Origin of the sequence: Salibaculum sp., assembly GCF_035270045.1 — a bacterium.
In the GTDB taxonomy this organism is placed as follows: domain Bacteria; phylum Pseudomonadota; class Alphaproteobacteria; order Rhodobacterales; family Rhodobacteraceae; genus Salibaculum.
Genome location: NZ_DATFIP010000031.1, coordinates 24,102 through 43,706 on the forward strand (window position 1 = coordinate 24,102; position 19,605 = coordinate 43,706).

General features: G+C 64.3%; 20 protein-coding genes. 10 read left to right on the forward strand and 10 right to left on the reverse strand.

What is annotated here, in order from left to right; translation table 11 throughout:
* Positions 1–36 precede the first annotated feature (36 nt).
* Positions 37–690, forward strand: coding sequence for a peroxiredoxin (locus VJ897_RS05035; RefSeq protein ID WP_324053828.1), 654 nt, complete (start codon positions 37–39; stop codon positions 688–690).
* A 103-nt stretch (positions 691–793) separates the two neighbouring features.
* On the opposite strand, the gene VJ897_RS05040 is transcribed toward VJ897_RS05035, so the two are convergent.
* From VJ897_RS05040 to rbfA, 9 genes are all read right to left on the reverse strand, one after another.
* The gene (locus VJ897_RS05040) at positions 794–1,195 is read right to left on the reverse strand and encodes an adenylyltransferase/cytidyltransferase family protein (protein WP_324053830.1); all 402 of its coding nucleotides are present in this window, start codon (positions 1,193–1,195) and stop codon (positions 794–796) included.
* Between the two features lie 6 nt (positions 1,196–1,201).
* Positions 1,202–2,107, reverse strand: coding sequence for a LicD family protein (locus VJ897_RS05045; protein WP_324053832.1), 906 nt, complete (start codon positions 2,105–2,107; stop codon positions 1,202–1,204).
* Between the two features lie 299 nt (positions 2,108–2,406).
* Complete coding sequence (pnp, locus tag VJ897_RS05050; protein ID WP_324053834.1) at positions 2,407–4,542, reverse strand: polyribonucleotide nucleotidyltransferase; 2,136 nt, start codon at positions 4,540–4,542, stop codon at positions 2,407–2,409.
* A gap of 848 nt (positions 4,543–5,390) precedes the next feature.
* Positions 5,391–5,660 carry a 30S ribosomal protein S15 gene (gene rpsO, locus VJ897_RS05055; RefSeq protein WP_324053836.1) on the reverse strand — a complete coding sequence of 90 codons (270 nt, stop codon included), beginning with the start codon at positions 5,658–5,660 and terminating at the stop codon, positions 5,391–5,393.
* A 148-nt stretch (positions 5,661–5,808) separates the two neighbouring features.
* Positions 5,809–6,666, reverse strand: a complete 858-nt coding sequence (locus VJ897_RS05060) for a calcium-binding protein (protein WP_324053838.1) — start codon at positions 6,664–6,666, stop codon at positions 5,809–5,811.
* Positions 6,667–6,805: 139 nt separating this feature from the next.
* Complete coding sequence (locus VJ897_RS05065) at positions 6,806–7,312, reverse strand: DUF1643 domain-containing protein (protein WP_324053840.1); 507 nt, start codon at positions 7,310–7,312, stop codon at positions 6,806–6,808.
* A gap of 111 nt (positions 7,313–7,423) precedes the next feature.
* The gene (truB, locus tag VJ897_RS05070; RefSeq protein WP_324053842.1) at positions 7,424–8,329 is read right to left on the reverse strand and encodes a tRNA pseudouridine(55) synthase TruB; all 906 of its coding nucleotides are present in this window, start codon (positions 8,327–8,329) and stop codon (positions 7,424–7,426) included.
* A 33-nt stretch (positions 8,330–8,362) separates the two neighbouring features.
* Positions 8,363–9,103: a phosphodiester glycosidase family protein gene (locus VJ897_RS05075; protein ID WP_324053844.1), complete on the reverse strand. Its 741-nt coding sequence runs from the start codon at positions 9,101–9,103 to the stop codon at positions 8,363–8,365.
* Complete coding sequence (rbfA, locus tag VJ897_RS05080; RefSeq protein ID WP_324053845.1) at positions 9,103–9,498, reverse strand: 30S ribosome-binding factor RbfA; 396 nt, start codon at positions 9,496–9,498, stop codon at positions 9,103–9,105. The genes VJ897_RS05075 and rbfA overlap by 1 nt, the downstream gene beginning before the upstream one ends.
* An 82-nt stretch (positions 9,499–9,580) precedes the next feature.
* On the opposite strand from rbfA, the gene dapB reads away from it, so the two are divergent.
* On the forward strand, positions 9,581–10,396 hold the full coding sequence (gene dapB / locus VJ897_RS05085) for a 4-hydroxy-tetrahydrodipicolinate reductase (protein ID WP_324053847.1): 816 nt from the start codon (positions 9,581–9,583) through the stop codon (positions 10,394–10,396).
* Positions 10,397–10,453: 57 nt separating this feature from the next.
* Positions 10,454–10,810 (forward strand): dihydrodipicolinate reductase, encoded by a 357-nt coding sequence (locus VJ897_RS05090; protein ID WP_324053849.1) that lies wholly within the window; start codon positions 10,454–10,456, stop codon positions 10,808–10,810.
* A 2-nt stretch (positions 10,811–10,812) separates the two neighbouring features.
* On the opposite strand, the gene VJ897_RS05095 is transcribed toward VJ897_RS05090, so the two are convergent.
* Positions 10,813–10,989: a DUF1674 domain-containing protein gene (locus VJ897_RS05095; RefSeq protein WP_324053851.1), complete on the reverse strand. Its 177-nt coding sequence runs from the start codon at positions 10,987–10,989 to the stop codon at positions 10,813–10,815.
* A 67-nt stretch (positions 10,990–11,056) separates the two neighbouring features.
* On the opposite strand from VJ897_RS05095, the gene VJ897_RS05100 reads away from it, so the two are divergent.
* The 7 genes from VJ897_RS05100 to VJ897_RS05130 all read left to right on the forward strand — a co-directional run bounded on the left by VJ897_RS05100 (position 11,057) and on the right by VJ897_RS05130 (position 19,588).
* Entirely contained in the window at positions 11,057–12,337 is a 1,281-nt protein-coding gene (locus tag VJ897_RS05100; RefSeq protein ID WP_324053852.1) for an RsmB/NOP family class I SAM-dependent RNA methyltransferase, read from the forward strand.
* 119 nt (positions 12,338–12,456) lie between these two features.
* Positions 12,457–14,166, forward strand: a complete 1,710-nt coding sequence (locus VJ897_RS05105; protein WP_324053854.1) for a heparinase II/III family protein — start codon at positions 12,457–12,459, stop codon at positions 14,164–14,166.
* A 23-nt stretch (positions 14,167–14,189) separates the two neighbouring features.
* Positions 14,190–15,779 (forward strand): bifunctional phosphoribosylaminoimidazolecarboxamide formyltransferase/IMP cyclohydrolase, encoded by a 1,590-nt coding sequence (purH, locus tag VJ897_RS05110; RefSeq protein WP_324053856.1) that lies wholly within the window; start codon positions 14,190–14,192, stop codon positions 15,777–15,779.
* Between the two features lie 14 nt (positions 15,780–15,793).
* Positions 15,794–16,297, forward strand: coding sequence for a signal peptidase II (locus VJ897_RS05115; RefSeq protein ID WP_324053858.1), 504 nt, complete (start codon positions 15,794–15,796; stop codon positions 16,295–16,297).
* 58 nt (positions 16,298–16,355) lie between these two features.
* Positions 16,356–16,862 (forward strand): DUF3035 domain-containing protein, encoded by a 507-nt coding sequence (locus VJ897_RS05120; RefSeq protein WP_324053859.1) that lies wholly within the window; start codon positions 16,356–16,358, stop codon positions 16,860–16,862.
* A gap of 96 nt (positions 16,863–16,958) precedes the next feature.
* On the forward strand, positions 16,959–18,290 hold the full coding sequence (locus VJ897_RS05125; RefSeq protein ID WP_324053861.1) for a M16 family metallopeptidase: 1,332 nt from the start codon (positions 16,959–16,961) through the stop codon (positions 18,288–18,290).
* Positions 18,287–19,588 carry a M16 family metallopeptidase gene (locus VJ897_RS05130; RefSeq protein ID WP_324053863.1) on the forward strand — a complete coding sequence of 434 codons (1,302 nt, stop codon included), beginning with the start codon at positions 18,287–18,289 and terminating at the stop codon, positions 19,586–19,588. Before VJ897_RS05125 ends, VJ897_RS05130 begins: the two co-directional genes overlap by 4 nt.
* Positions 19,589–19,605 lie beyond the last annotated feature (17 nt).

A 19,605-nucleotide genomic window follows, 5' to 3' on the forward strand; every position in this document is an offset into this window, starting at 1 on the left:
TGTAATGATTTGAAACCGCAACGGAAGGAGCCCGACATGGCCCTGCGCATCAACGACACCATCCCGAACCTGACCGTCGAGACCGACTTGGGCAGCTTTGCCCTGCATGATTTCTTCGGCGACAGCTGGGGGATCATCTTCTCGCATCCCAAGGATTTCACGCCGGTCTGCACTACCGAGTTCGGCGCGGTGGCCCAGTTGGCAGACGAATGGGACAAGCGCGGCACCAAGGTGCTGGGCGTCTCGGTCGACGATGTGGCCGAGCACAAGGAATGGAAGGCCGACATCGAGGGCCACGCCAAGACCAAGGCGGGCTTCCCCATCGTGGCCGACGTTGATCTTGAGCTCTCCAAGGCTTTCGACATGCTGCCGGCCGAGGCCTATCTGACCGACGGCCGCACCCCGGCCGATACCGCCTCGGTGCGCTCGGTGTTCATCATCAGCCCGGACAAGAAAGTGCAGCTGATGATGACCTACCCGATGTCCGTGGGCCGCAATTTTGCCGAGGTGCTGCGCGCGCTGGATGGTCTGCAGGCGACCTACGGCACGCCCATCGCCACGCCGGCCAACTGGGAAAAGGGCCAAGACGTCATCGCGGCCCTGTCGCTGGATGATGCTCAAGCGAAAGAGAAATTCGGCGAGATGAAGGTCGAATTGCCCTACCTGCGTTGGGTCAAGGAACCGGGCTGAGCCGGACAGCACTCGATTGGAAAGGTCTCGCCCCCGCGCGGGGCCTTTCTTCGCCTTCGCCCTCGCGTCACATAGGGCGGCGCGTTTTCGAAATGTGCCCGGATCACCCCATCTGAAACATCGTATTAACGTGTCCGCGCAGTTCTGTCGTCGAGATCCCGTCGGTCCGGGGAAGATAGACAACCCTGCAATACTGGCTGAGGTGATCGAACTTGCCGTACCAATCATTCCCCATTCCGAATATTTGAACGTTCTCTTTCCTGATGTCTTCTTCTTTCTGTTCCCATGTGGTTTCCGGAATGATCTTGCTCACGAATTTGCAGGCATTCAGAATTTCACACCTATGTTCATATGGCATGACACATTTCTTGCCCTTGAGAGCGTTGAATTCATCAGTAGAACAGCCAACAATCAGGCGATCCCCGTATTTCGAAAGGCGGTGTAAGAGACGGACATGACCGATATGAAAAAGGTCAAAAGTTCCATATGTAAGAACGGTTCCCATCTTGTGTCACCGCCTTTCAAAGAGTTTTGACAAGGCCAGTCTTCGAACCGCCCACCAGTAAGTCCTTAGAAAGCTGCGGAAGCGACTTCGCGCCTCGCGCCAAGGAAAAACGAAATCTGCATCAGGTTTTTCCCAGCCCTGTCCGTAATTCAGCGCAAGCATTTTTTCAGGCTTCGCTGGTGCGGGAAATTCCACGCCATTAAGCGCCATCGCTTTCAACGGAAACAGGTCGGCCTTATCCAGCTCGCCAAATGTATGCGGCCATATGAATAGCTTATCATTCATTATCCAGGTCGGGAAAAGGTCCACAACGACATCACTCGGCAAGGTTATTTTCAAGACCGGGCTATTGAAGGAAGTTTTTATCTCGAATTCGAGCTTGGAAGCGAGCAGCTTGTAAACGGAAATGAATTCGTTAACAGCATCTTGGACATTTGCCGCGTTCAGGATCAAACCTAAATCTATATCATCATCGTGGCCAATGAATGAGCCTTCTCGAACCGCACCAAGCAATGTTCCAGAATTGATGAAGACCTGCTGTCCCTCATCGTGCAATTCTGAAACGAGTTTCAGTAGTTCCTTTGCAGTCTTGCTTTTGTCTTGAGCTGCGAACTGTATGAAATAATTCTTGGCATGGGGGTTCTTGAAATCAAGAGCAATATCAACCCGATCCAAAAAATCCTCAGCTTTTTCGGGTAGCCCTTGTTCTTCCCAATATCGAATGATGTCCTTTCGCAAAGAACGCACCCTGGCGCTGCGCACACGTTTTAGGCAATAAGCGATCACAACTCGCTCTGTCCATTCGACGCCGCGTTCGGCGTGCGGGACGCGCTGCAACGGACGGCGCAACTCTTTCAGGTCAAAGGAACGCGCGGCTTCGGGATTTCTGGTCCAAGCGTCGAATGTCTGCATATGCGCCCAAGATTTGGGGCTTAAGGGGCGTGTGTTCACGCGTAATTTTCGGGGACGGTAAAGCCGGGGCAAAGAACAGTTCCACAAACAGTCACATTTCGTTTTCACGGTAGGTAGCAGCCTAGGTTTACAGTTTCAATGTGGACTTGGCGGTATTCGGCGCTTTCGGTGGGCATGGCGGCATGCGCGTGTCGCCTGGTCCTGCCCGCGCCGTCAGAAGCGGCTGCGACCTTTCTGATCGGCACAAAAAAGCCCCGATCTTTGGATCGGGGCTCTTGAGTTTTCGGGTGGACGGGCGGTTAGTCCGCGTCTTCCTTTTCCGGCTTGGCCTCTTCGCCAGTGTCCTGGTCGACGACCTTCATCGACAGGCGGACCTTGCCGCGATCATCGAAGCCCATCAGCTTGACCCAGACCTCCTGGCCTTCCTTCAGAACATCCGAAGGGTGGTTCAGGCGGCGGTTCTCGATCTGGCTGACATGGACCAGGCCGTCGCGCTTGCCAAAGAAGTTCACGAAGGCGCCGAAATCGACGATCTTGACGACGGTGCCCTTGTAGATGTGACCCTCTTCCGGCTCGGCAACGATCGAGTGGATCATGTCATAGGCCTTCTGGATGGCCTCGCCGTTGGGCGAGGCGATCTTGATGATGCCCTCGTCGTTGACATCGACCTTGGCGCCGGAGACTTCGACGATCTCGCGGATCACCTTGCCGCCCGAGCCGATCACTTCGCGGATCTTGTCGGTGGGCACCTGCATGGTCTCGATGCGCGGGGCGTGGATCGAGAAATCGCTGGTTTCGGAGAGGGCCTTGCCCATCTCGCCCAGGATGTGCATCCGGCCCTGCTTGGCTTGAGCCAGCGCTTTCTTCATGATCTCGGGCGTGATGCCCGCGACCTTGATGTCCATCTGCAGGCTGGTGATGCCGTTCTCTGTGCCCGCGACCTTGAAGTCCATGTCGCCGAGGTGGTCCTCGTCGCCCAGGATATCGGTCAGGATTGCGTAGTCGCCATCGCCTTCCAGCACCAGTCCCATGGCCACACCGGCGACCGGCGCCTTGAGCGGCACGCCTGCGTCCATCATCGCCAGCGAGCCGCCACAGACCGAAGCCATGGAGGACGATCCGTTGGATTCGGTGATCTCGGAGACCAGGCGGATCGTGTAGGGAAAGTCGGTCGCTGCGGGCAGGACGGCTTGAAGAGCACGCCATGCCAGCTTGCCGTGGCCGACTTCGCGACGCCCCGGAGGACCGACGCGCCCCGCTTCACCGACCGAGTAGGGCGGGAAGTTGTAGTGCAGCAAGAAGTTGGACTTGTAGGTTCCCTCAAGCGCGTCGATCATCTGTTCGTCGTCGCCCGTGCCAAGCGTGGTCACAACCAGCCCCTGGGTTTCGCCACGGGTGAACAGGGCCGATCCGTGTGTGCGGGGCAGCAGGCCGGTTTCGCAGACGATCTCGCGCACCTCGTCGAGCTTGCGTCCATCGATGCGCTTGCCTTCCTTGACGACCGACCCGCGCAGAACCGTCGACTCCAGCTTCTTGAGGGCGGCGCTCAGGTTCGGGTCTTCCTGCTGCTCCTCCGACAGGCCCTCGATGATCTCGGCCTTGACCGCTGAAACGGCGGTGGTCCGTTCCTGCTTGTCGAGGATCGCGTAGGCCTCGCGCATCTTGGCTTCGCCAGCGGCGGCCACGATCGCGTAGAGGTCCGAGTAATCGGGCGGGGTGAAATCGAAGGGTTCCTTGGCCGCGTCCTCGGCCAGGTCGATGATCGTGTCGATCACCGGCTGGATCTGCTCGTGCGCGAAGTTGACCGCGCCCAGCATCTCGTCCTCGGTCAGTTCGTAGGCCTCGGACTCGACCATCATGACCGCATCCTTGGTGCCCGCGACGACCAGGTCCAGGCGTTGTTCGGGATTGTCGCGCAGCTTGTGCATGTCGTCGAGTTCGGGGTTCAGGATGTATTCGCCATCCTCGTACCCCACGCGGCAGCCGGCGATCGGGCCCATGAAGGGCGCGCCGGAAATTGTCAGCGCGGCGCTGGCGGCGATCATCGCGATCATGTCCGGGTCGTTGACCAGGTCATGGGACAGCACCGTGCACATGACCAGGGTCTCGTTCTTGAACCCGGGCACGAAAAGCGGGCGGATAGGCCGATCGATCAGGCGCGCGGTCAGCGTTTCCTTCTCGGTCGGACGGGCCTCGCGCTTGAAGAAGCCACCAGGCACCTTGCCTGCGGCGTAGTATTTTTCCTGATAGTGAACCGTCAGCGGGAAAAAATCCATTCCCGGCTTGGGTTGCTTGGCATAGGTCACCGCGGCCATGACCGAGGTTTCCCCGTATGTGGCGATGACGCAGCCATCGGCCTGTCGGGCGATCTTGCCCGTTTCCAGTGTCAGCGTCTCTTCGCCCCACTGGATCGATTTCTTTACTTCTTTGAACATCTATCGTTTCCTGTCTGAGGGCGCTCCCGGCCTTCCGGGTCCCTCGTGTCATTGGCGGCCCCATTGCCGCCGACCCCTCTCATCATCTCATGCGCCGGGGTCTAGAGCGTCACGTTTCAGATGGTCGCGAAATACATGAAAAACCAGGATGGGGGAAGGGGTGGTCGGATGTCGCCAGACCCCGAGCGCGAGGGCAGTCGCCCAGGCATGGCTGGGAAACGGCCAGTGCCACCCCGTGGGTCCGATCACCCCATGTGCAGGGCCTGGTCATTGGCAGATCGCGGTGCTCTCGTCGCCGGGTCAATCCGCGAGCGCCGGTCGTTCAGGCCGGTAAATGCGCGGGTCTGGGGCTGCGGCTTCGGACGTCTGTTCCGCCTCTCGCGAGCCACATGGCATCCGCGCGGCGCCGCGGATATGACCAACCAGGCGGTCGCCAATGCCGCGTGGCACTGCGGCGGGCATGTGCGCGGTGCGCTACGGCTCCTGCAAGTGGTGATATTCAGACCGGCGGTGTTTGCGCCCTTGGGGCCTTGGCCAGGGTTTCCCGATCTTGATGCCGCGGCAATGGCAAGCGGCAACATGATAACCGGCGATGTCCTGTGGATCATGCCTGTTTGGGGGCGGTCGGTCTCGTCGACAGACGCGCGACCAATGAGGCGCCTATCGCCCGGTACGACGACAGGATCGGCACCGGCCCCGCGCATTTCGTGGCCGACTACAGGTTCGAGTTGGAAGGCAAGACATGTTCCATGCCCGTCGCGTGACAGGCCGACCGGCAGTCACCGCCATCAACGAGAAACGCCCGTGCATTTCTGCACGAGCGTTCGGAAACTCCATTCACGGCCGTCTCAGCGGCGGATGCCGAGCCGCTTGATGAGGTCGCGATAGCGGGCTTCTTCCTTGCCACGCAGGTAGTCCAGCAGCTTGCGGCGCTGAGCCACCATCTTGAGAAGGCCACGGCGGCCGTGATTGTCCTTCTTGTGTGTCTTGAAGTGCTCGGTCAGGGTGGTGATGCGCGAAGTCAGGATCGCGATCTGCACCTCGGGCGAGCCGGTGTCGCCCTCTTTCGTGGCGAATTCCTTCAGAATCCTGGATTTTTCGTCAGCGGTAATCGACATCGGGGTCTCCTGTTCAAGAATGGGTCAAGGCGCGAGCCGGGATGTCGTCCAGACAAGGCCCATGGAGGGAGCGGTCTCAAGTGCCGGGCACCAAGGTGCCGCTGGCGCGCGTATAGGAGCAAACGCGCAGCTTTGCAAAGGGATTCCTTCAGGGCTGTGCGGGCTGAACCGTGATGCTGTCCAGGTCGATCGTGCCCAGTCCCCGCAGGAGGGCAAGCGGTTCGCCGTCGGCCAGGACGACGACACCCTGGTCCGTCACGGCGCTGGACAGCGTCGTACCGGGCCCGCTCGTGTGCAGGATCAGGCTGTCTTCCGTCGGATTGTAATCCATGACCGTCACATCCCCGCCCAATACGGTGAAGGTGTCAGAGCCGCTGCCGCCATCAAGGACATCCCCATCGCCTCCGGTCACGTGATCGTTTCCGGCGCCACCGTTGACGTAGTCGCGCGCAGCGATCGCCTCGTTGGCGGCACCATCGACAAGATCGTCACCGTCGCCGCCATGCAGAACGTCCTCGCCCCCGCCACCGGTCAGCGTGTCATCGTCGAAACCGCCCAGCAGGGAATCGGCGCCATCGCGGCCGTGCAGAACATCTTGTCCCGCGCCGCCGATCAGCGCGTCACCGCCGTCACCGCCATCCAGCCAGTCATCGCCAACGTAGCCAAAGAGCGTGTCTGCACCGTCGCCACCCGACAGGCGGTCGACGCCGTCGTGGCCGTGCAGCGAATCCGCGCCCGGCCCGCCCTCGATCATGTCATCGCCTTCGCGCCCATCTATGTAGTCGTCGCCTTCAAGGCCCGCGATAACGTCGGTCTCTTCGCCGCCATAAAGCTCATCCGCGCCTTCGCCACCCTCGATCAGCGAGACCAGGGTATCGGCGGCCTCATCCTCCAATTCGGGCGCCTCGTCCGGATCGGGACTCTCGTCAGTGTTGTCCTGCCACGGCATGTCGACAATGGCCGACCCTGCCAGCGCGATCCCCACGAGACCAAGTAAAGGAAACATACTCAGACCCCTTCAAAAAACTAATTTCTACGAACCTGACGGCCCGGCATTGCAAGGTCGCGTCACAATCTTCGAGAGTCTTGTAGCATTTTTCGGCAACCAGCGGTGTGCAAAGTGAACAGAGGGTTAATCCCCAGGGCTAATCCCAGGGTTCGGGGATCCGGCTGTAGGAAATATACAATGGGTGCCGTGGATGACCGTGCTTCGTGAGGCCCAGGTGAAGAAGCGGCGCGCCGGTGGCTCGCAGCAATGCCTCGACCCGTGCTCCGCGGTCAAGGTGGGCGCCATGGCTGCCCCAGGCGCAGATGACCCGGTCGGCCCAGTCCGCGCCCGCGCGAATGGCCTGGTCGTTCTCGGGACCCACGGGATCTGGCGCGCCGCGCATCTTCCGTGGGTCGGTGTCGCGCCAGGCGAAGATATTTGTCACGCGGAAGCCGCCGAAGCCCAGCGTGCGGGCGCGACGCTCACAGCGTTCGACGGTTGGGTCGTTCTGAACCTCGGTCGCCGTCGAGGGGTTCAGCATGACGAAGAGCACCTTCTCTCCGCTCGGATTCCAGACCCGCGTCAGCGCATAGCGATAACGTTCGCAGTCGGAATAGATCGCGGTCGAGGGCGCGTCGCCCTTGGTATATGTGCGGGTGATCATGGCCACTGTTCTGCCCCGATGAGGCGTGGAAGGGAAGGGTGGGTCGCCGGACGCCGCTGTTTGCCGGACCAGCCCGGCAAATGCGCCCCGCCCGCCGTCCCGCAACATCCGTCAGCCGCGTACGAAAACCCGGCTCGGGTGCAATTCCCCGGCCTTGAACACACCAACCGCAATCGCCTCTTGGCCATGAGCGGCCCAGCATTCGTCGCCGTAATCCACGTCGCCGATGACCATGGCTGGGTTGCCGTTGCGCAGGCGGGCGATGCTGGCTTCGGGGCAATGGACGCGGGGCAGGTCATCGAGCCCGTCTTCGAGCGGCCGCAGGTAGTGGTCCAGCTCGGATGACTTCGCTTTTTCGTCAAGAAGGGAGATGGCAACCCCTTCTTCGGCGGTGAAGGGTCCTGACCAGGTCCGGCGCAGCTCGGTGACATGGCCCAGGCAGCCCAGCGCCTTGCCGAGGTCGCGCGCGATGGCGCGGACATAGCCGCCCTTGCCACAAGTCATTTCCAGCACGGCGTGATCGGCATCGGGCCGGTCGATCAGAAGCAGTTCCTCGACCCAGAGCGGACGCGCCGAGATCTCGAAGTCCTCGCCGTCCCGCGCGCGCTTGTAGGCGCGCTGCCCGTCGATCTTGACGGCGGAGTAGGCGGGCGGGACCTGCATGATCTCGCCTACGAGGCAGCCCAGCGCCTGTTTGATCGCGTCGTCATCCGGGCGGGCATCACTGGTCGCGATCACCTCGCCCTCGGCGTCGTCGGTGTTCGTGGCCTGACCCAGCCGCACGGTGAAGGTATAGGCCTTGAGCGCATCGGTGACATAGGGAACCGTTTTCGTCGCCTCGCCCAGGGCCACGGCCAGGACGCCGGTCGCCGCAGGGTCCAGCGTGCCCGCGTGCCCGGCCTTCTTCGCGCCAAAGGCCCAGCGCACCTTGTTGACCACCGACGTCGAGGTGATCCCGGCGGGTTTGTCGACCACCAGCCAGCCGGAAATGTCGCGGCCCTTGCGTTTGCGCCCCATGGCAAGTCTCCGATCCAGTCGAGAGCGCGTGGGTTAGTCCGCGCCGCCGTCGCCGTCAACCGGAGCGAGGACGCCGACGATGGGTCCGAGCGTCCAGCCGAAATCGCTGCGCCCCAACTGCGGGGCGTGCAGGCGGCTCACCTTGCCGTCGAAATAGAGGGCATCCGCGAGCCCCAGCCGGTCGCGGAAGAGCGTTGCGAAGTCGTGGAAATTGACCGGTGCCTCGGAGATGGCAAAGACCGCGCGGTCGCCGCTGGCGCTGGTACCGACGCCGTTGCGGATGTAGCGCGACGTGCCGCCGGGGATCAGGCGCGGATGCAGCACGCCGTCCAGCACCAGCATTGGCCCCGACTGGGTGGCGTGGCGGCAGCCGGGGCGGTCCGCAAGGTAAGCGCGGGTCTCGATCACGCGGGCGCTGTCGTCCGTGATGCAGAAGATGCCATTGGGCAGCAGGCCGAAGTTGCCCGGACCATCGCTGGCGATCACGTGCATTTCCTCGCGGTCGTTCTCGATGTAGTGGCCGACCGGGCTGCGATCCTCGTGATACATGCCAGCGTTCATCGCAAAGGCAAGCGGGCGGTCTGCGTGCTGTTCGACAGCGGAAAAACTTCCCAGGATATCACCCGCGTCATCGCGCAGGAACAGGCGCAAGCCCTCGCGGTCGGGGTCCACCTCGCAGATGGTGAAGGCCTGGTCCAGGTGAGTGATCCCGGTGCAGTCCACCGCCCCGGCGGGGGCCGCCCAGAGCACCAGCAGCGCCAGAAACCCGCGCATCAATCGTCGAGATCCTGCCGCACCTTCTCGTCGGCGAAGATCTCGCGGGTGCGGTCCATGCGTTCGAAGGTGTCATCCACGCGGAAACGCAGCTCGGGCACATGCTTGAGCTTTATCTGCTTGCCCAGGAAGTGGCGCAACTCGCCCTGGTGACGCGCCAGGCGCTGCACGGCCTCCTCTGCGCCATCGCCGCCGAGGGGCAGGACAAAGGCGGTGGCGATACGCAGATCGGGGCTGACCCGGACCTCGCCCACGGTGATCGACATGCGCGACAGGTCGGGGTCATGCAACTCGCCCCGCATCAGCACGTCCGACAGGGTCCGGCGGATCAGTTCGCCGACGCGCAGCTGGCGCTGCGAGGGTCCGGAATTGCCTTGGAACTTGTTCTTTGCCATGCCGTCCATGTAAGGGGTCCGCGACGGGATGCCAAGCGCAGCGGCTGCCGCCGGGCGCAAACATGACGGAAGGACAGCACAGATGACTGACACACCGGGAATCGTGATCACTGGCGCGTCCGGCCGCATGGGCAGGATGCTGATCGAGACCGTCGTCTCTTCCGAAGTCTGCCAGTTGGTCGGCGCACTTGAACGGCCCGGCCACGACTGGATCGGCCAGGATATAGGTGCCGCCATGGGTGGGCGGCCGCTGGGGGTGACGGTCAGCGACGACCCTGTCGCGGCCTTTGCCGTGGCCCAGGCGGTCATTGATTTTTCCGCGCCCGCCGCGACAGTGGAATTCGCCGAACTGGCGGCGCAGGCCCGTGCCGTGCACGTGATCGGTACCACGGGGCTGTCGGACGATGACCTGGACAAGTTGAAGATCGCCGCGCGCCATGCGGTGATCGTCCGGGCGGGGAACATGTCGCTTGGCGTCAACCTGCTTGTCCAGTTGACCAAGCGCGTCGCGGCCGCCCTGGACGAGGATTTCGACATCGAGGTGATAGAGGCGCATCACAACCGCAAGGTGGACGCGCCCTCGGGCACCGCGTTGATGTTGGGTGAAGCCGCCGCCGAGGGACGTGGCCGCGATCTGTCCGAGGTTTCCGACCGGGGGCGCGACGGAATCACGGGGGCCCGCGAGCGGGGCGACATCGGGTTTTCGGCGATTCGCGGCGGCGACATCGTGGGGGAACACGACGTGCTTTTCGCCGGTCCGGGCGAGCGGATCATCCTGCGCCATGTCGCCAGCGATAGGCGCCTCTTTGCCAAGGGCGCACTACGCGCCGCGCTCTGGGGGCAGGGCCAAAAGCCCGGCGAATTCGACATGATCGACGTGCTTGGCCTGACCGACTGATCCATCACGCTGCGCCCCGCGTATTCTGGCAGAGACATCAAATGCGGAGGTCTCGTCATGCGTGGAATTTTCTTTGCTTTTATACTGTGCGTTTCCGGAGGCACCGTTGCGGCCTTCGAAAGGGTGGATGACAAGGGCCGGTTTCTGGATCTTGTCGCCGACAAGGAATTGCGTCTTGGACTTTTCGGCGTCAGCCTGCATGTTGGCGAGGAAGGCACGATCTCCGGGTCGGCTGCAGGTTGGGACCTGACCGGCACGTGGGCGTGGCATGACGGCTACTTTTGTCGCGAGATCGACTGGTCAGGCACCGAGATTTCCTACAACTGCCAACTTGTGGAGCATCGCAACGGTGAGCGCATCCGCTTTACCGTCGATCAGGGCGCGGGGCGACAGGCCACCTTCAGCCTGCGATAGGATCAAAAGTCGTAGGCGATGCCTTTCTTTTCCCAGTCGCCGTAGCGGACGGGTTCAGGCCCGTCCCGGCCTCCAAGTTCGACTGGAAGATCCTCGGGTGCGGCGGCCTTTCGGCGCTCGGCGGCCTCGGCCAGGGCGCGTTTGGCGGCGTCGGGCAGGTCCTTCGGGGTCTCGCTCATCTTCATGTCCTTGTAAGGCTGACGCGCCTGATATAGGCCGCAGCAATCCGTCGGCCAAGGGGGCGCCATGTCTCGGGACACGTCACAGCAAGGACTGGCGCCGCGCCGCGCGGCGCTGCATTTGCTCGACCAGGTGACGGGGGAACAGCGCCCGATGTCCGAGCTGCTGTCCGAGGGCGCGCTGGATCACCTGGATCCCGAGGGTCGCGCCCGCGCACAGCGCCTGGCCACCCAGACCCTGCGCGGCCTGCCGCGGGCCGATCGGATGTTGGCACGGTTCCTGCAAAAGACCCCACCGTTGCACGTGCGCAACATCTTGCGCCTGTCCACGATCGAGCTGGCCGGGGGCGAGGCCGCGCATGGCGTGGTCAACGCCGCCGTTGCGATGGTCGGAATGAACAAGCGCACCGCTGGCATGAAGGGGCTGGTCAATGCCGTCCTGCGCAAGGTGGCCGCCGACCTGCCAGGGGGCTGGGACAAGCTGGCGGTGCCACGCCTGCCGAAGTGGCTGCGCGAGCCGTTGAAAGCGGCCTATGGGCCGCAGGTCGTGGCGGAAATCGAGCGGGCGCATTTCGCTGGGGCGCCGCTGGACCTGACCGCCAAGACCGATCCCCAGGCCGTGGCCGAGGCCGTTGGCGGCACGGTTCTGCCCACGGGCACCGTGCGGCTGGCCAAGGGCCGGCAGGTCTCTGGATTGCCGGGGTATGAGGCGGGCGATTGGTGGGTTCAGGATGCTGCCGCCGCGCTGCCCGCGCGCATGTTGGCCGCGCAGCCGGGCGAGCGGGTGCTGGACCTTTGCGCCGCGCCGGGCGGCAAGACCCTGCAGCTGGCCGCGACCGGCGCCGAGGTTACGGCGCTGGACATCTCCGATGGGCGCATGGGACGTGTGCGCCAGAACCTGAAACGCGCTGGTCTGAGCGCGGATCTGGTCGTCGCCGATGCCCTGACCTACGAGGCCGCGCCCTTTGACGCGATCCTGCTGGACGCGCCCTGTTCGGCGACGGGCACGATCCGCCGCCACCCTGACCTGCCCCATGCACGGGACGGGTCGGATTTCCAGAAACTTTTTCAGCTTCAAGCGGCGCTGATCGACCGGGCGCTGGCCCTGCTCAAGCCCGGCGGACGGCTGGCCTTTTGCACCTGCAGCCTGTTGCCCGACGAGGGCGAGGTGCAGGTGGAAGCGGCGCTCGCGCGTCACCCGGAATTGCGCGTCGAGGCGGCCGATCCGCCGGGAATGGACGCGACCTGGCACAGTGAGCCGGGCGGCCTTCGCCTGCGCCCCGATCACTGGGCGGATCGGGGCGGGATGGATGGCTTCTACATGGCCCTTCTGCGAAAGCCTGCGTGACTTGATCCGCACCAGCCTGTATAAGCCGGGGCAACAAGAGATGCGGAACGCACCCGGTTTTCGAGGCAGCAGGATTGGCCAGCAGGACCCCCAGACCCCGTTCGGGCCATGTCACGCGCATGGACAGGCTACACGCCCGTCTGGCCGCGCGGGCGCGGCCCGCAACGGGCTTCGTTTCCTCTCCCGAGCCCAAGGTGATCGGCCATTTCGCGCGCGGGCGACAGTTTCTGGCGGGCAATTTCCTGATTCATGGTGAACTGGTTGAGGCCAAGGGCCGCTCGATCTGGGAGGCCGCCGACCAGGTCGCGCATGGGCCGGAACTGGTGCAGGGGTTCACCTGGCTCGACGACCTGGCCGCCGTGGGCGACGCAAGGGCGCGGGCCACCGCGCAGGGCTGGCTCGCCGAATGGATCGAGCGCTTCGGCAAGGGCGCCGGTCCCGGCTGGACGCCTGACGTGGCCGGGCGGCGTCTTGTCCGATGGATCACCCACGGGCTGTTCCTGCTGCGCGGACAGGACAAGGCGGCCGCAGACGCCTATTACCGATCCGCCGCGCGGCAGACGATATTCCTGTCGCGACGGTGGAGGGCCGCGCGCCCCGGTCTGCCGCGCTTCGAGGCGTTGGCCGGGTTGATCCACGCGGGGCTTTCGCTGCAGGGAATGGAGGCCCGTGTCGGCCCCGCGGTGGCGGCGCTGGCGCATGATTGCAAGGTGCAGATCGGACCCGACGGGAGTATCCCGTCGCGCAATCCCGAGGAATTGCTGCACATCCTGTCGCTGCTCACCTGGGTGAGATCGGCATTGGCAGGGGCCGACCGGGCCGCACCCGAAACCCTGTTGTCGGCCATTGCGCGGATCGCACCCACTCTGCGTGCGCTGCGCCATGCCGATGGTGGGCTGGCGCGGTTCCACGGCGGCGGCCGTGGGCTGGAGGGTTGGCTGGACCAGGCCCTTGTCGCCTCGGGCAACCGCGACCTGCCGGAGCGGCGCCTCTACATGGGCTATGGGCGACTTGCCGGTGGCCGGACGACCGTGGTGACGGACGCGGCCAGCCCGCCCGACGGGATGGCCTCGCTTGACGCCCATGCCGCGACGCTGGCCTTCGAGCTGACCTCGGGACGACGGCCGATCATCGTCAACTGCGGTTCGGGGCGCAGCTTCGGGCCCGAGTGGCGCCGGGCCGGGCGTGCCACGCCCTCTCATTCGACCCTCGTGCTCGAGGGCTATTCCTCGTCCCGGATCAGCCAGACCGCGCGCGATGGCATCGAGCCTCTGGATGACACCCCGGGCGATGTGCGCTCGGAATTCACAGGGCTGTCCGACGGTTTGCGGCTGGCAGCGGCACATGACGGCTATCGCCGCAGTCACGGTCTGACCCATGTGCGCACCCTCGATCTTGACCATGGCGGTCGTGGTCTGGCGGGCGAGGACCTGCTTACGATCCTGGCGGACCGCGACCAGCCCGCCTTCGATGCTGCGCTGGACCGCAACAGCCTGCAGGGCATTCCCTGGCTGCTGCATTTCCACCTGCATCCCGAGGTAGAGGCCGAGATCGACCTGGGCGGGGCGGCGGTTTCGCTGACGCTGAAATCGGGCGAGATCTGGGTTTTTCGGCAAGACGGGGCCGAGACGCTGGATCTCAAGCCCTCGGTCTACCTGGAATACGGGCGGTTGCGTCCGCGCGTGACACAACAGGTGGTTTTATCCGGGCGCGCAATGTCCTATTCGACGCGCGTGCGTTGGTCGCTGGCAAAGGCGCAGGACACGCCGCTGGCCGTGCGTGACCTTGAAGACCGCCTGCCAGGCACCTTTGCCGACGGAACTGACTAGACCTGCCCAGGGGGGCCTTTTCGATGACCGACCTGCATCCAGTGCGCCGCGCGCTGCTTTCCGTTTCCGACAAGACCGGCCTGGTCGATCTGGGCCGCGCATTGGCAGGGCGCGGCGTGGAACTCCTGTCCACTGGCGGCTCGGCCCGGGCACTGCGCGAGGCCGGGCTCGCGGTGCGGGACGTCGCCGAGGTGACGGGCTTTCCGGAAATGATGGACGGCCGGGTCAAGACGCTGCACCCGATGGTGCATGGCGGGTTGCTGGCGTTGCGCGACGATGACGCCCACCTGACGGCAATGGACGAACACGGCATCGGCGGGATCGACCTGCTGGTGGTCAATCTCTACCCGTTCGAGGCGGCGCTGGCGCGCGGTGCCGGCCATGACGAGATGGTCGAGAACATCGACATCGGCGGCCCCGCCATGATCCGCGCGGCGGCAAAGAACCATGCCTTCGTCACCACAGTGGTGGATGTCGAGGACTACGACGCCCTGCTGGCCGAACTGGAGGCCAATGATGGCCGGACCTCCTATGCCTTTCGTCAGCGTTTCGCCCAGGCCGCCTATGCCCGCACGGCCGCCTATGATGCGGCGGTCAGCACCTGGATGGCGGACGCGATCGGGCAGGACACGCCGCGCCGCCGTGCCTTTGCCGGTGAACTGGCCCAGACCATGCGCTATGGCGAGAACCCGCATCAGAGCGCCGCGTTCTACACCGACGGCTCAGGCCGCCCCGGGGTGGCCACGGCGGTGCAACACCAGGGCAAGGCCCTGTCCTACAACAACATCAACGACACCGACGCCGCGTTCGAACTGGTGGCGGAATTCGCCCCCGGTGACGGACCCGTCTGTGCCATAATCAAGCATGCCAATCCCTGCGGCGTGGCGCGCGGCGCGACCCTGTCCGAGGCGTACCGGAAGGCCTTTGATTGCGACCGGACCAGTGCCTTTGGCGGGATAGTGGCGCTGAACATGGATCTGGACGAGCAGACCGCGAAGGCGATCACCGGCATCTTTACAGAGGTTGTAATCGCCCCCGGTGCGACCGAGGCCGCCCGGGCCGTTTTCGCCGCCAAGACAAACCTGCGCCTGCTGACGACCGGTGGCCTGCCCGATCCCAAATCGGGGAGTTTGGCCTTCAGGCAGGTCGCGGGCGGCCTGTTGGTGCAGGACCGCGACAACGGCCATCTGCCCGAGGGCGACCTGAAGACCGCGACAAGGCGCGCGCCCACCAATAGCGAGTTGACGGACCTGCGCTTTGCCTGGACGGTCGCCAAGCACGTCAAGTCCAACGCCATCGTCTACGCCAAGGATGGCGCCACCGTGGGGATCGGTGCGGGCCAGATGAGCCGCCTTGACAGCGCACTGATCGCGGCGAAGAAGGCTGAGCGCATGGCCGAGGCACTGGGTCTGCCGGAGCCGCTCACAAAAGGATCGGCCGTGGCCTCGGATGCCTTTTTTCCCTTTGCCGATGGATTGATGGAGGCCGTCGCCGCAGGCGCCACAACCGTGATCCAGCCCGGTGGGTCCATGCGTGATGACGAGGTCATCGCCGCTGCCGACGACGCCGGCCTCGCGATGGTCTTCACCGGCATGCGCCACTTCCGGCATTAGGGCAGGGGACCGATATGCGCCTACTGGGTATCACCGCCGTGCTGACCTTCCTGGTCGACCAGGCCATCAAGGCGCTGGTCCTGTTCGGCATCTTCGGACTGGGTTGGGGGCAGGTCACCGGCGACACGGCCCGGCTGCCCTATCCGCCCCGGGTCGAGGTGGCTGACCCTTACCTTGTGCTGACCATGGCCTGGAACCGGGGCATCAACTTCGGCCTTTTTGGCGGGCTGGACCTGCGCTGGGTGCTGGTGGGGATCGCCCTGGCGGTGTCGCTTTTCGTGGTGTGGTGGGTGAATCGGGAAAAACCCGGGCGCCGGGCCATGATCGGTGCGGGGCTTCTTGTGGGCGGCGCGATCGGTAACGCGCTGGACCGGGTGCTTTATGGCGCGGTGGCGGATTTTCTGAACATGTCCTGTTGCGGGATCAGCAATCCCTACGCCTTCAATGTGGCCGATATCGCGATCTTTGCCGGGGCCGTCGGGCTGGTGCTTTTCGGACCTGACAACAAGAGCGCGTGACGCGGGCAGCGGGCTGCGTTACAACATCCCGGCAAAGGGTGATTAGGGAACGACAACGATGGCTAGGACGATCATTGCCATTCTGGCGCTGACAGCCTTGGCCGCCTGTGGCGGCGGCGGGGGTCTGCGCAACCTTGATGCGGGCGGCGACGGGCCGGATGAATTCGCCATTAATCCCTCCGCCCCACTGGAGATTCCCGAGAACCTGTCGAGACTGCCCGCACCCACGACCGGGGTGGCTAACCGCACCGATCCCGATCCTGCGGCCGATGCGGTGATCGCGCTGGGCGGCAACCCGGGCGCGACTATGGTCGGCGGCATCCCTGCGGGTGATTCCGCACTCGTGACCTATGCCACGCGTAACGGCGTTGACCCGGATATCCGCGCCACGCTGGCCGCCGAGGACCAGGGTTTCCGCGACCGCCGTAGCCGGTTCGGGGGGCTTTTTGCGCGCGGCGACCGGTATTTCCAAGCCTATTCGGGCCAGGCGCTCGACGCCCATGCCGCGCTTGCGCGCTTCCGTAACGCGGGTGTCGCCGTGCCCAGCGCTCCGCCTGCGCCATAACGGCCCGTCTCGGTGCCCTCACATCCACGTATGTCCTCTTGAACAGCCCCGCGGGCGACGTAGCTTATCGGTACGATCAATCCCTTCGGAGGCTACATGCGTTTTCTGGCAGCACTCGCGATGGCCCTTGGCCTGACCACCGCCCTGCGTGCGGACGAGGTCACGACCACGACGCTCGACAACGGCCTGGAGGTCGTGGTGATCGAGGATCACCGTGCCCCTGCTGCCGTGCACATGCTCTGGTACCGGGCCGGGTCGGCGGATGAGCCGCCTTCATCCTCGGGCGTGGCGCATTTCCTCGAGCATTTGCTGTTCAAGGGAACGGAGACGATTGATGCTGGCGAGTTCAGTGACATTGTCGCTGCCCAGGGCGGGAGCGACAACGCCTTTACCAGCTATGACTACACGGCCTACTTCCAGCGCGTCGCCGCCGACCGCCTGCCCCTGATGATGCGGATGGAGGCGGACCGGATGAACAACCTGCGTCTGACCGAAGAGGATATCGCGACCGAGCGCGGCGTGATCCTGGAAGAACGTAACCAGCGGGTAGAGAATTCGCCTGGTGCGCTGGCCCGCGAACAGATGCGCGCGGCGCAATACCTCAACCATCGCTACGGCGTGCCCATCATCGGCTGGAAGCACGAGATGGAACAGTTGGGCATGGAGGACGCGTTGGATTTCTACGACCTTTACTATTCGCCCAACAATGCCGTGCTCGTCGTGGCCGGCGACGTCCATCCCGACGAGGTCATCGCGCTTGCGCGGGAAACCTACGGCCCGATTCCGCGGGAACCCGACCTGCCGGAGCGTGTCCGTCCTCAGGAACCTCCGCAGACTGCCGAGCGCCGGCTGGTCTACGAGGACCCCCGGGTTTCACAACCCTATCTGACCCGAAGCTACATCGCCCCCGAACGCGACAGCGGGGCACAGGAAAAGGCCGCGGCGCTGACCTACCTGGCCGAGCTTCTGGGCGGATCGCCATTCACCTCGGCGCTGGGCGTGGCCCTGCAGTTCGACAGCCAGACAGCTGTTTATACCTCGGCCTACTACAACGGTCGGTCGCTGGATGACACGACCTTCGGGCTGACCGTTGTTCCCGAGCAGGGCGTGACCCTGCAAAAGGCCGAGGACGCCATGGACGCTGCCATAGCCGATTTCCTGGAAACCGGTATCGAGGCCGACCGAATGGAGCGCCTGCATACCCAGTTGCGTGCCAGCGAGGTCTACGCTCGGGATGACGTGCAGGGACTGGCCCGCCGCTATGGCGCGGCGCTGACCCAGGGTCTGACGGTCGGGGATGTGCAAGCCTGGCCCGAAACCCTGCAATCGGTCACCGAGGAAGACATCCTGACGGTGGCCCGCGAGGTGCTTGACCGCGATCGCTCCGTCACGGCCTGGGTCGTTCCCAGCCGGGAGGTGCTGCAATGAAACGTCTTGTTCTGTCCCTTGCCCTTCTGCTCGCGCCGCTGACCGCACGGGCCGAGATCAACATACAGCAGGTCAAGTCTCCCGGCGGCATCGATGCCTGGCTGGTCGAGGAAGCTGCCATTCCATTCGTTGCGTTGGAAATCGTCATCGACGGGGGCGCCTCCTTGGACGAACCCGGCAAGCGCGGCGCGACCAACCTGATGATGGGCCTGTTGGAGGAAGGTGCGGGCGAAATGGATGCACGTGCGTTCCAGACTGCTCGCGAAGGCCTGGCGGCCAGCTATGGCTTCAGGGCCCGCGACGACAGGGTCGTTATCACGGCCCGCTTCTTGACCGAGAACCGGGACGAGGCCGTCGACCTGCTGCGCCTCGCGTTGACCGAGCCTCGATTCGACCAGAACGCGCTTGACCGGGTGCGCGCGCAGGTGCTGTCGGGCATCCGCAGCGATGCCACCGACCCCAACAGCATCGCCGGGCGCACCTTCGACCGGGAAGCCTTCGGAGACCATCCTTACGGATCGCCCATCAACGGCACCGCCGAGAGTGTGAACAGCCTGACCCGCGACGATATCGTGACGGCGCATCAAAACGCCCTGGTGCGTTCGCGCGTGCATGTTGGCGCGGCGGGGGACATCACGCCCGGGGAACTCGGCCGATTGCTCGATGAGCTGCTGGGCGATTTGCCGGCCGAAGGACCAGCCCGGCCGGGCCCGGCCGGGTTCGCGCTGGACGGTGGCACAACGGTCGTGGATTTCGAGACCCCGCAGTCAGTGGCCCTCTTCGGGCACGAGGGGCTGCCGCGCGATGATGAGGATTTCTTCGCAGCCTATATCCTCAACGAGATTCTCGGAGGGCGGGGCGTGCAAAGCCGCCTGATGGAAGAGGTGCGCGAAAAGCGCGGCCTGACCTATGGCGTTTCCACCTACCTTGTGCCCAAGGACCATGCGGCGCTCTACCTGGGCAACCTCGCTTCGGCCAACGACCGGATCGCCGAAGCCATCGCCGTGATCCGGGACGAGTGGGCGCGCATGGCCGACGAAGGCGTGAGTGCCACTGTATTGGCCGATGCCAAGACCTACCTCACAGGGGCCTACCCGCTTCGCTTCGACGGCAATGCCGAGATTGCGGGCATCCTTGCCGGCATGCAGGCCACCGGTCTGCCCTCTGACTATGTCGAGAACCGCAACGGCTATATCGAGGCGGTGACACTGGAGGAGGTCAACCGCGTGGCCCATGAATTGCTGGACCCGGAGGCGCTGCATTTCGTGGTGGTCGGGCAGCCCGACGGCCTGGAGTAGACCACCCCGTTCCGGGC

Bases quoted from the DNA above. Each gene is read 5' to 3' on its own strand.
- VJ897_RS05035 (WP_324053828.1), top strand. From the start codon at position 37: ATGGCCCTGCGCATCAACGACACCATCCCGAACCTGACCGTCGAGACC.
- VJ897_RS05040 (WP_324053830.1), bottom strand. From the start codon at position 1,195: ATGGGAACCGTTCTTACATATGGAACTTTTGACCTTTTTCATATCGGT.
- VJ897_RS05045 (WP_324053832.1), bottom strand. From the start codon at position 2,107: ATGCAGACATTCGACGCTTGGACCAGAAATCCCGAAGCCGCGCGTTCC.
- pnp (WP_324053834.1), bottom strand. From the start codon at position 4,542: ATGTTCAAAGAAGTAAAGAAATCGATCCAGTGGGGCGAAGAGACGCTG.
- rpsO (WP_324053836.1), bottom strand. From the start codon at position 5,660: ATGTCGATTACCGCTGACGAAAAATCCAGGATTCTGAAGGAATTCGCC.
- VJ897_RS05060 (WP_324053838.1), bottom strand. From the start codon at position 6,666: ATGTTTCCTTTACTTGGTCTCGTGGGGATCGCGCTGGCAGGGTCGGCC.
- VJ897_RS05065 (WP_324053840.1), bottom strand. From the start codon at position 7,312: ATGATCACCCGCACATATACCAAGGGCGACGCGCCCTCGACCGCGATC.
- truB (WP_324053842.1), bottom strand. From the start codon at position 8,329: ATGGGGCGCAAACGCAAGGGCCGCGACATTTCCGGCTGGCTGGTGGTC.
- VJ897_RS05075 (WP_324053844.1), bottom strand. From the start codon at position 9,103: ATGCGCGGGTTTCTGGCGCTGCTGGTGCTCTGGGCGGCCCCCGCCGGG.
- rbfA (WP_324053845.1), bottom strand. From the start codon at position 9,498: ATGGCAAAGAACAAGTTCCAAGGCAATTCCGGACCCTCGCAGCGCCAG.
- dapB (WP_324053847.1), top strand. From the start codon at position 9,581: ATGACTGACACACCGGGAATCGTGATCACTGGCGCGTCCGGCCGCATG.
- VJ897_RS05090 (WP_324053849.1), top strand. From the start codon at position 10,454: ATGCGTGGAATTTTCTTTGCTTTTATACTGTGCGTTTCCGGAGGCACC.
- VJ897_RS05095 (WP_324053851.1), bottom strand. From the start codon at position 10,989: ATGAGCGAGACCCCGAAGGACCTGCCCGACGCCGCCAAACGCGCCCTG.
- VJ897_RS05100 (WP_324053852.1), top strand. From the start codon at position 11,057: ATGTCTCGGGACACGTCACAGCAAGGACTGGCGCCGCGCCGCGCGGCG.
- VJ897_RS05105 (WP_324053854.1), top strand. From the start codon at position 12,457: ATGGACAGGCTACACGCCCGTCTGGCCGCGCGGGCGCGGCCCGCAACG.
- purH (WP_324053856.1), top strand. From the start codon at position 14,190: ATGACCGACCTGCATCCAGTGCGCCGCGCGCTGCTTTCCGTTTCCGAC.
- VJ897_RS05115 (WP_324053858.1), top strand. From the start codon at position 15,794: ATGCGCCTACTGGGTATCACCGCCGTGCTGACCTTCCTGGTCGACCAG.
- VJ897_RS05120 (WP_324053859.1), top strand. From the start codon at position 16,356: ATGGCTAGGACGATCATTGCCATTCTGGCGCTGACAGCCTTGGCCGCC.
- VJ897_RS05125 (WP_324053861.1), top strand. From the start codon at position 16,959: ATGCGTTTTCTGGCAGCACTCGCGATGGCCCTTGGCCTGACCACCGCC.
- VJ897_RS05130 (WP_324053863.1), top strand. From the start codon at position 18,287: ATGAAACGTCTTGTTCTGTCCCTTGCCCTTCTGCTCGCGCCGCTGACC.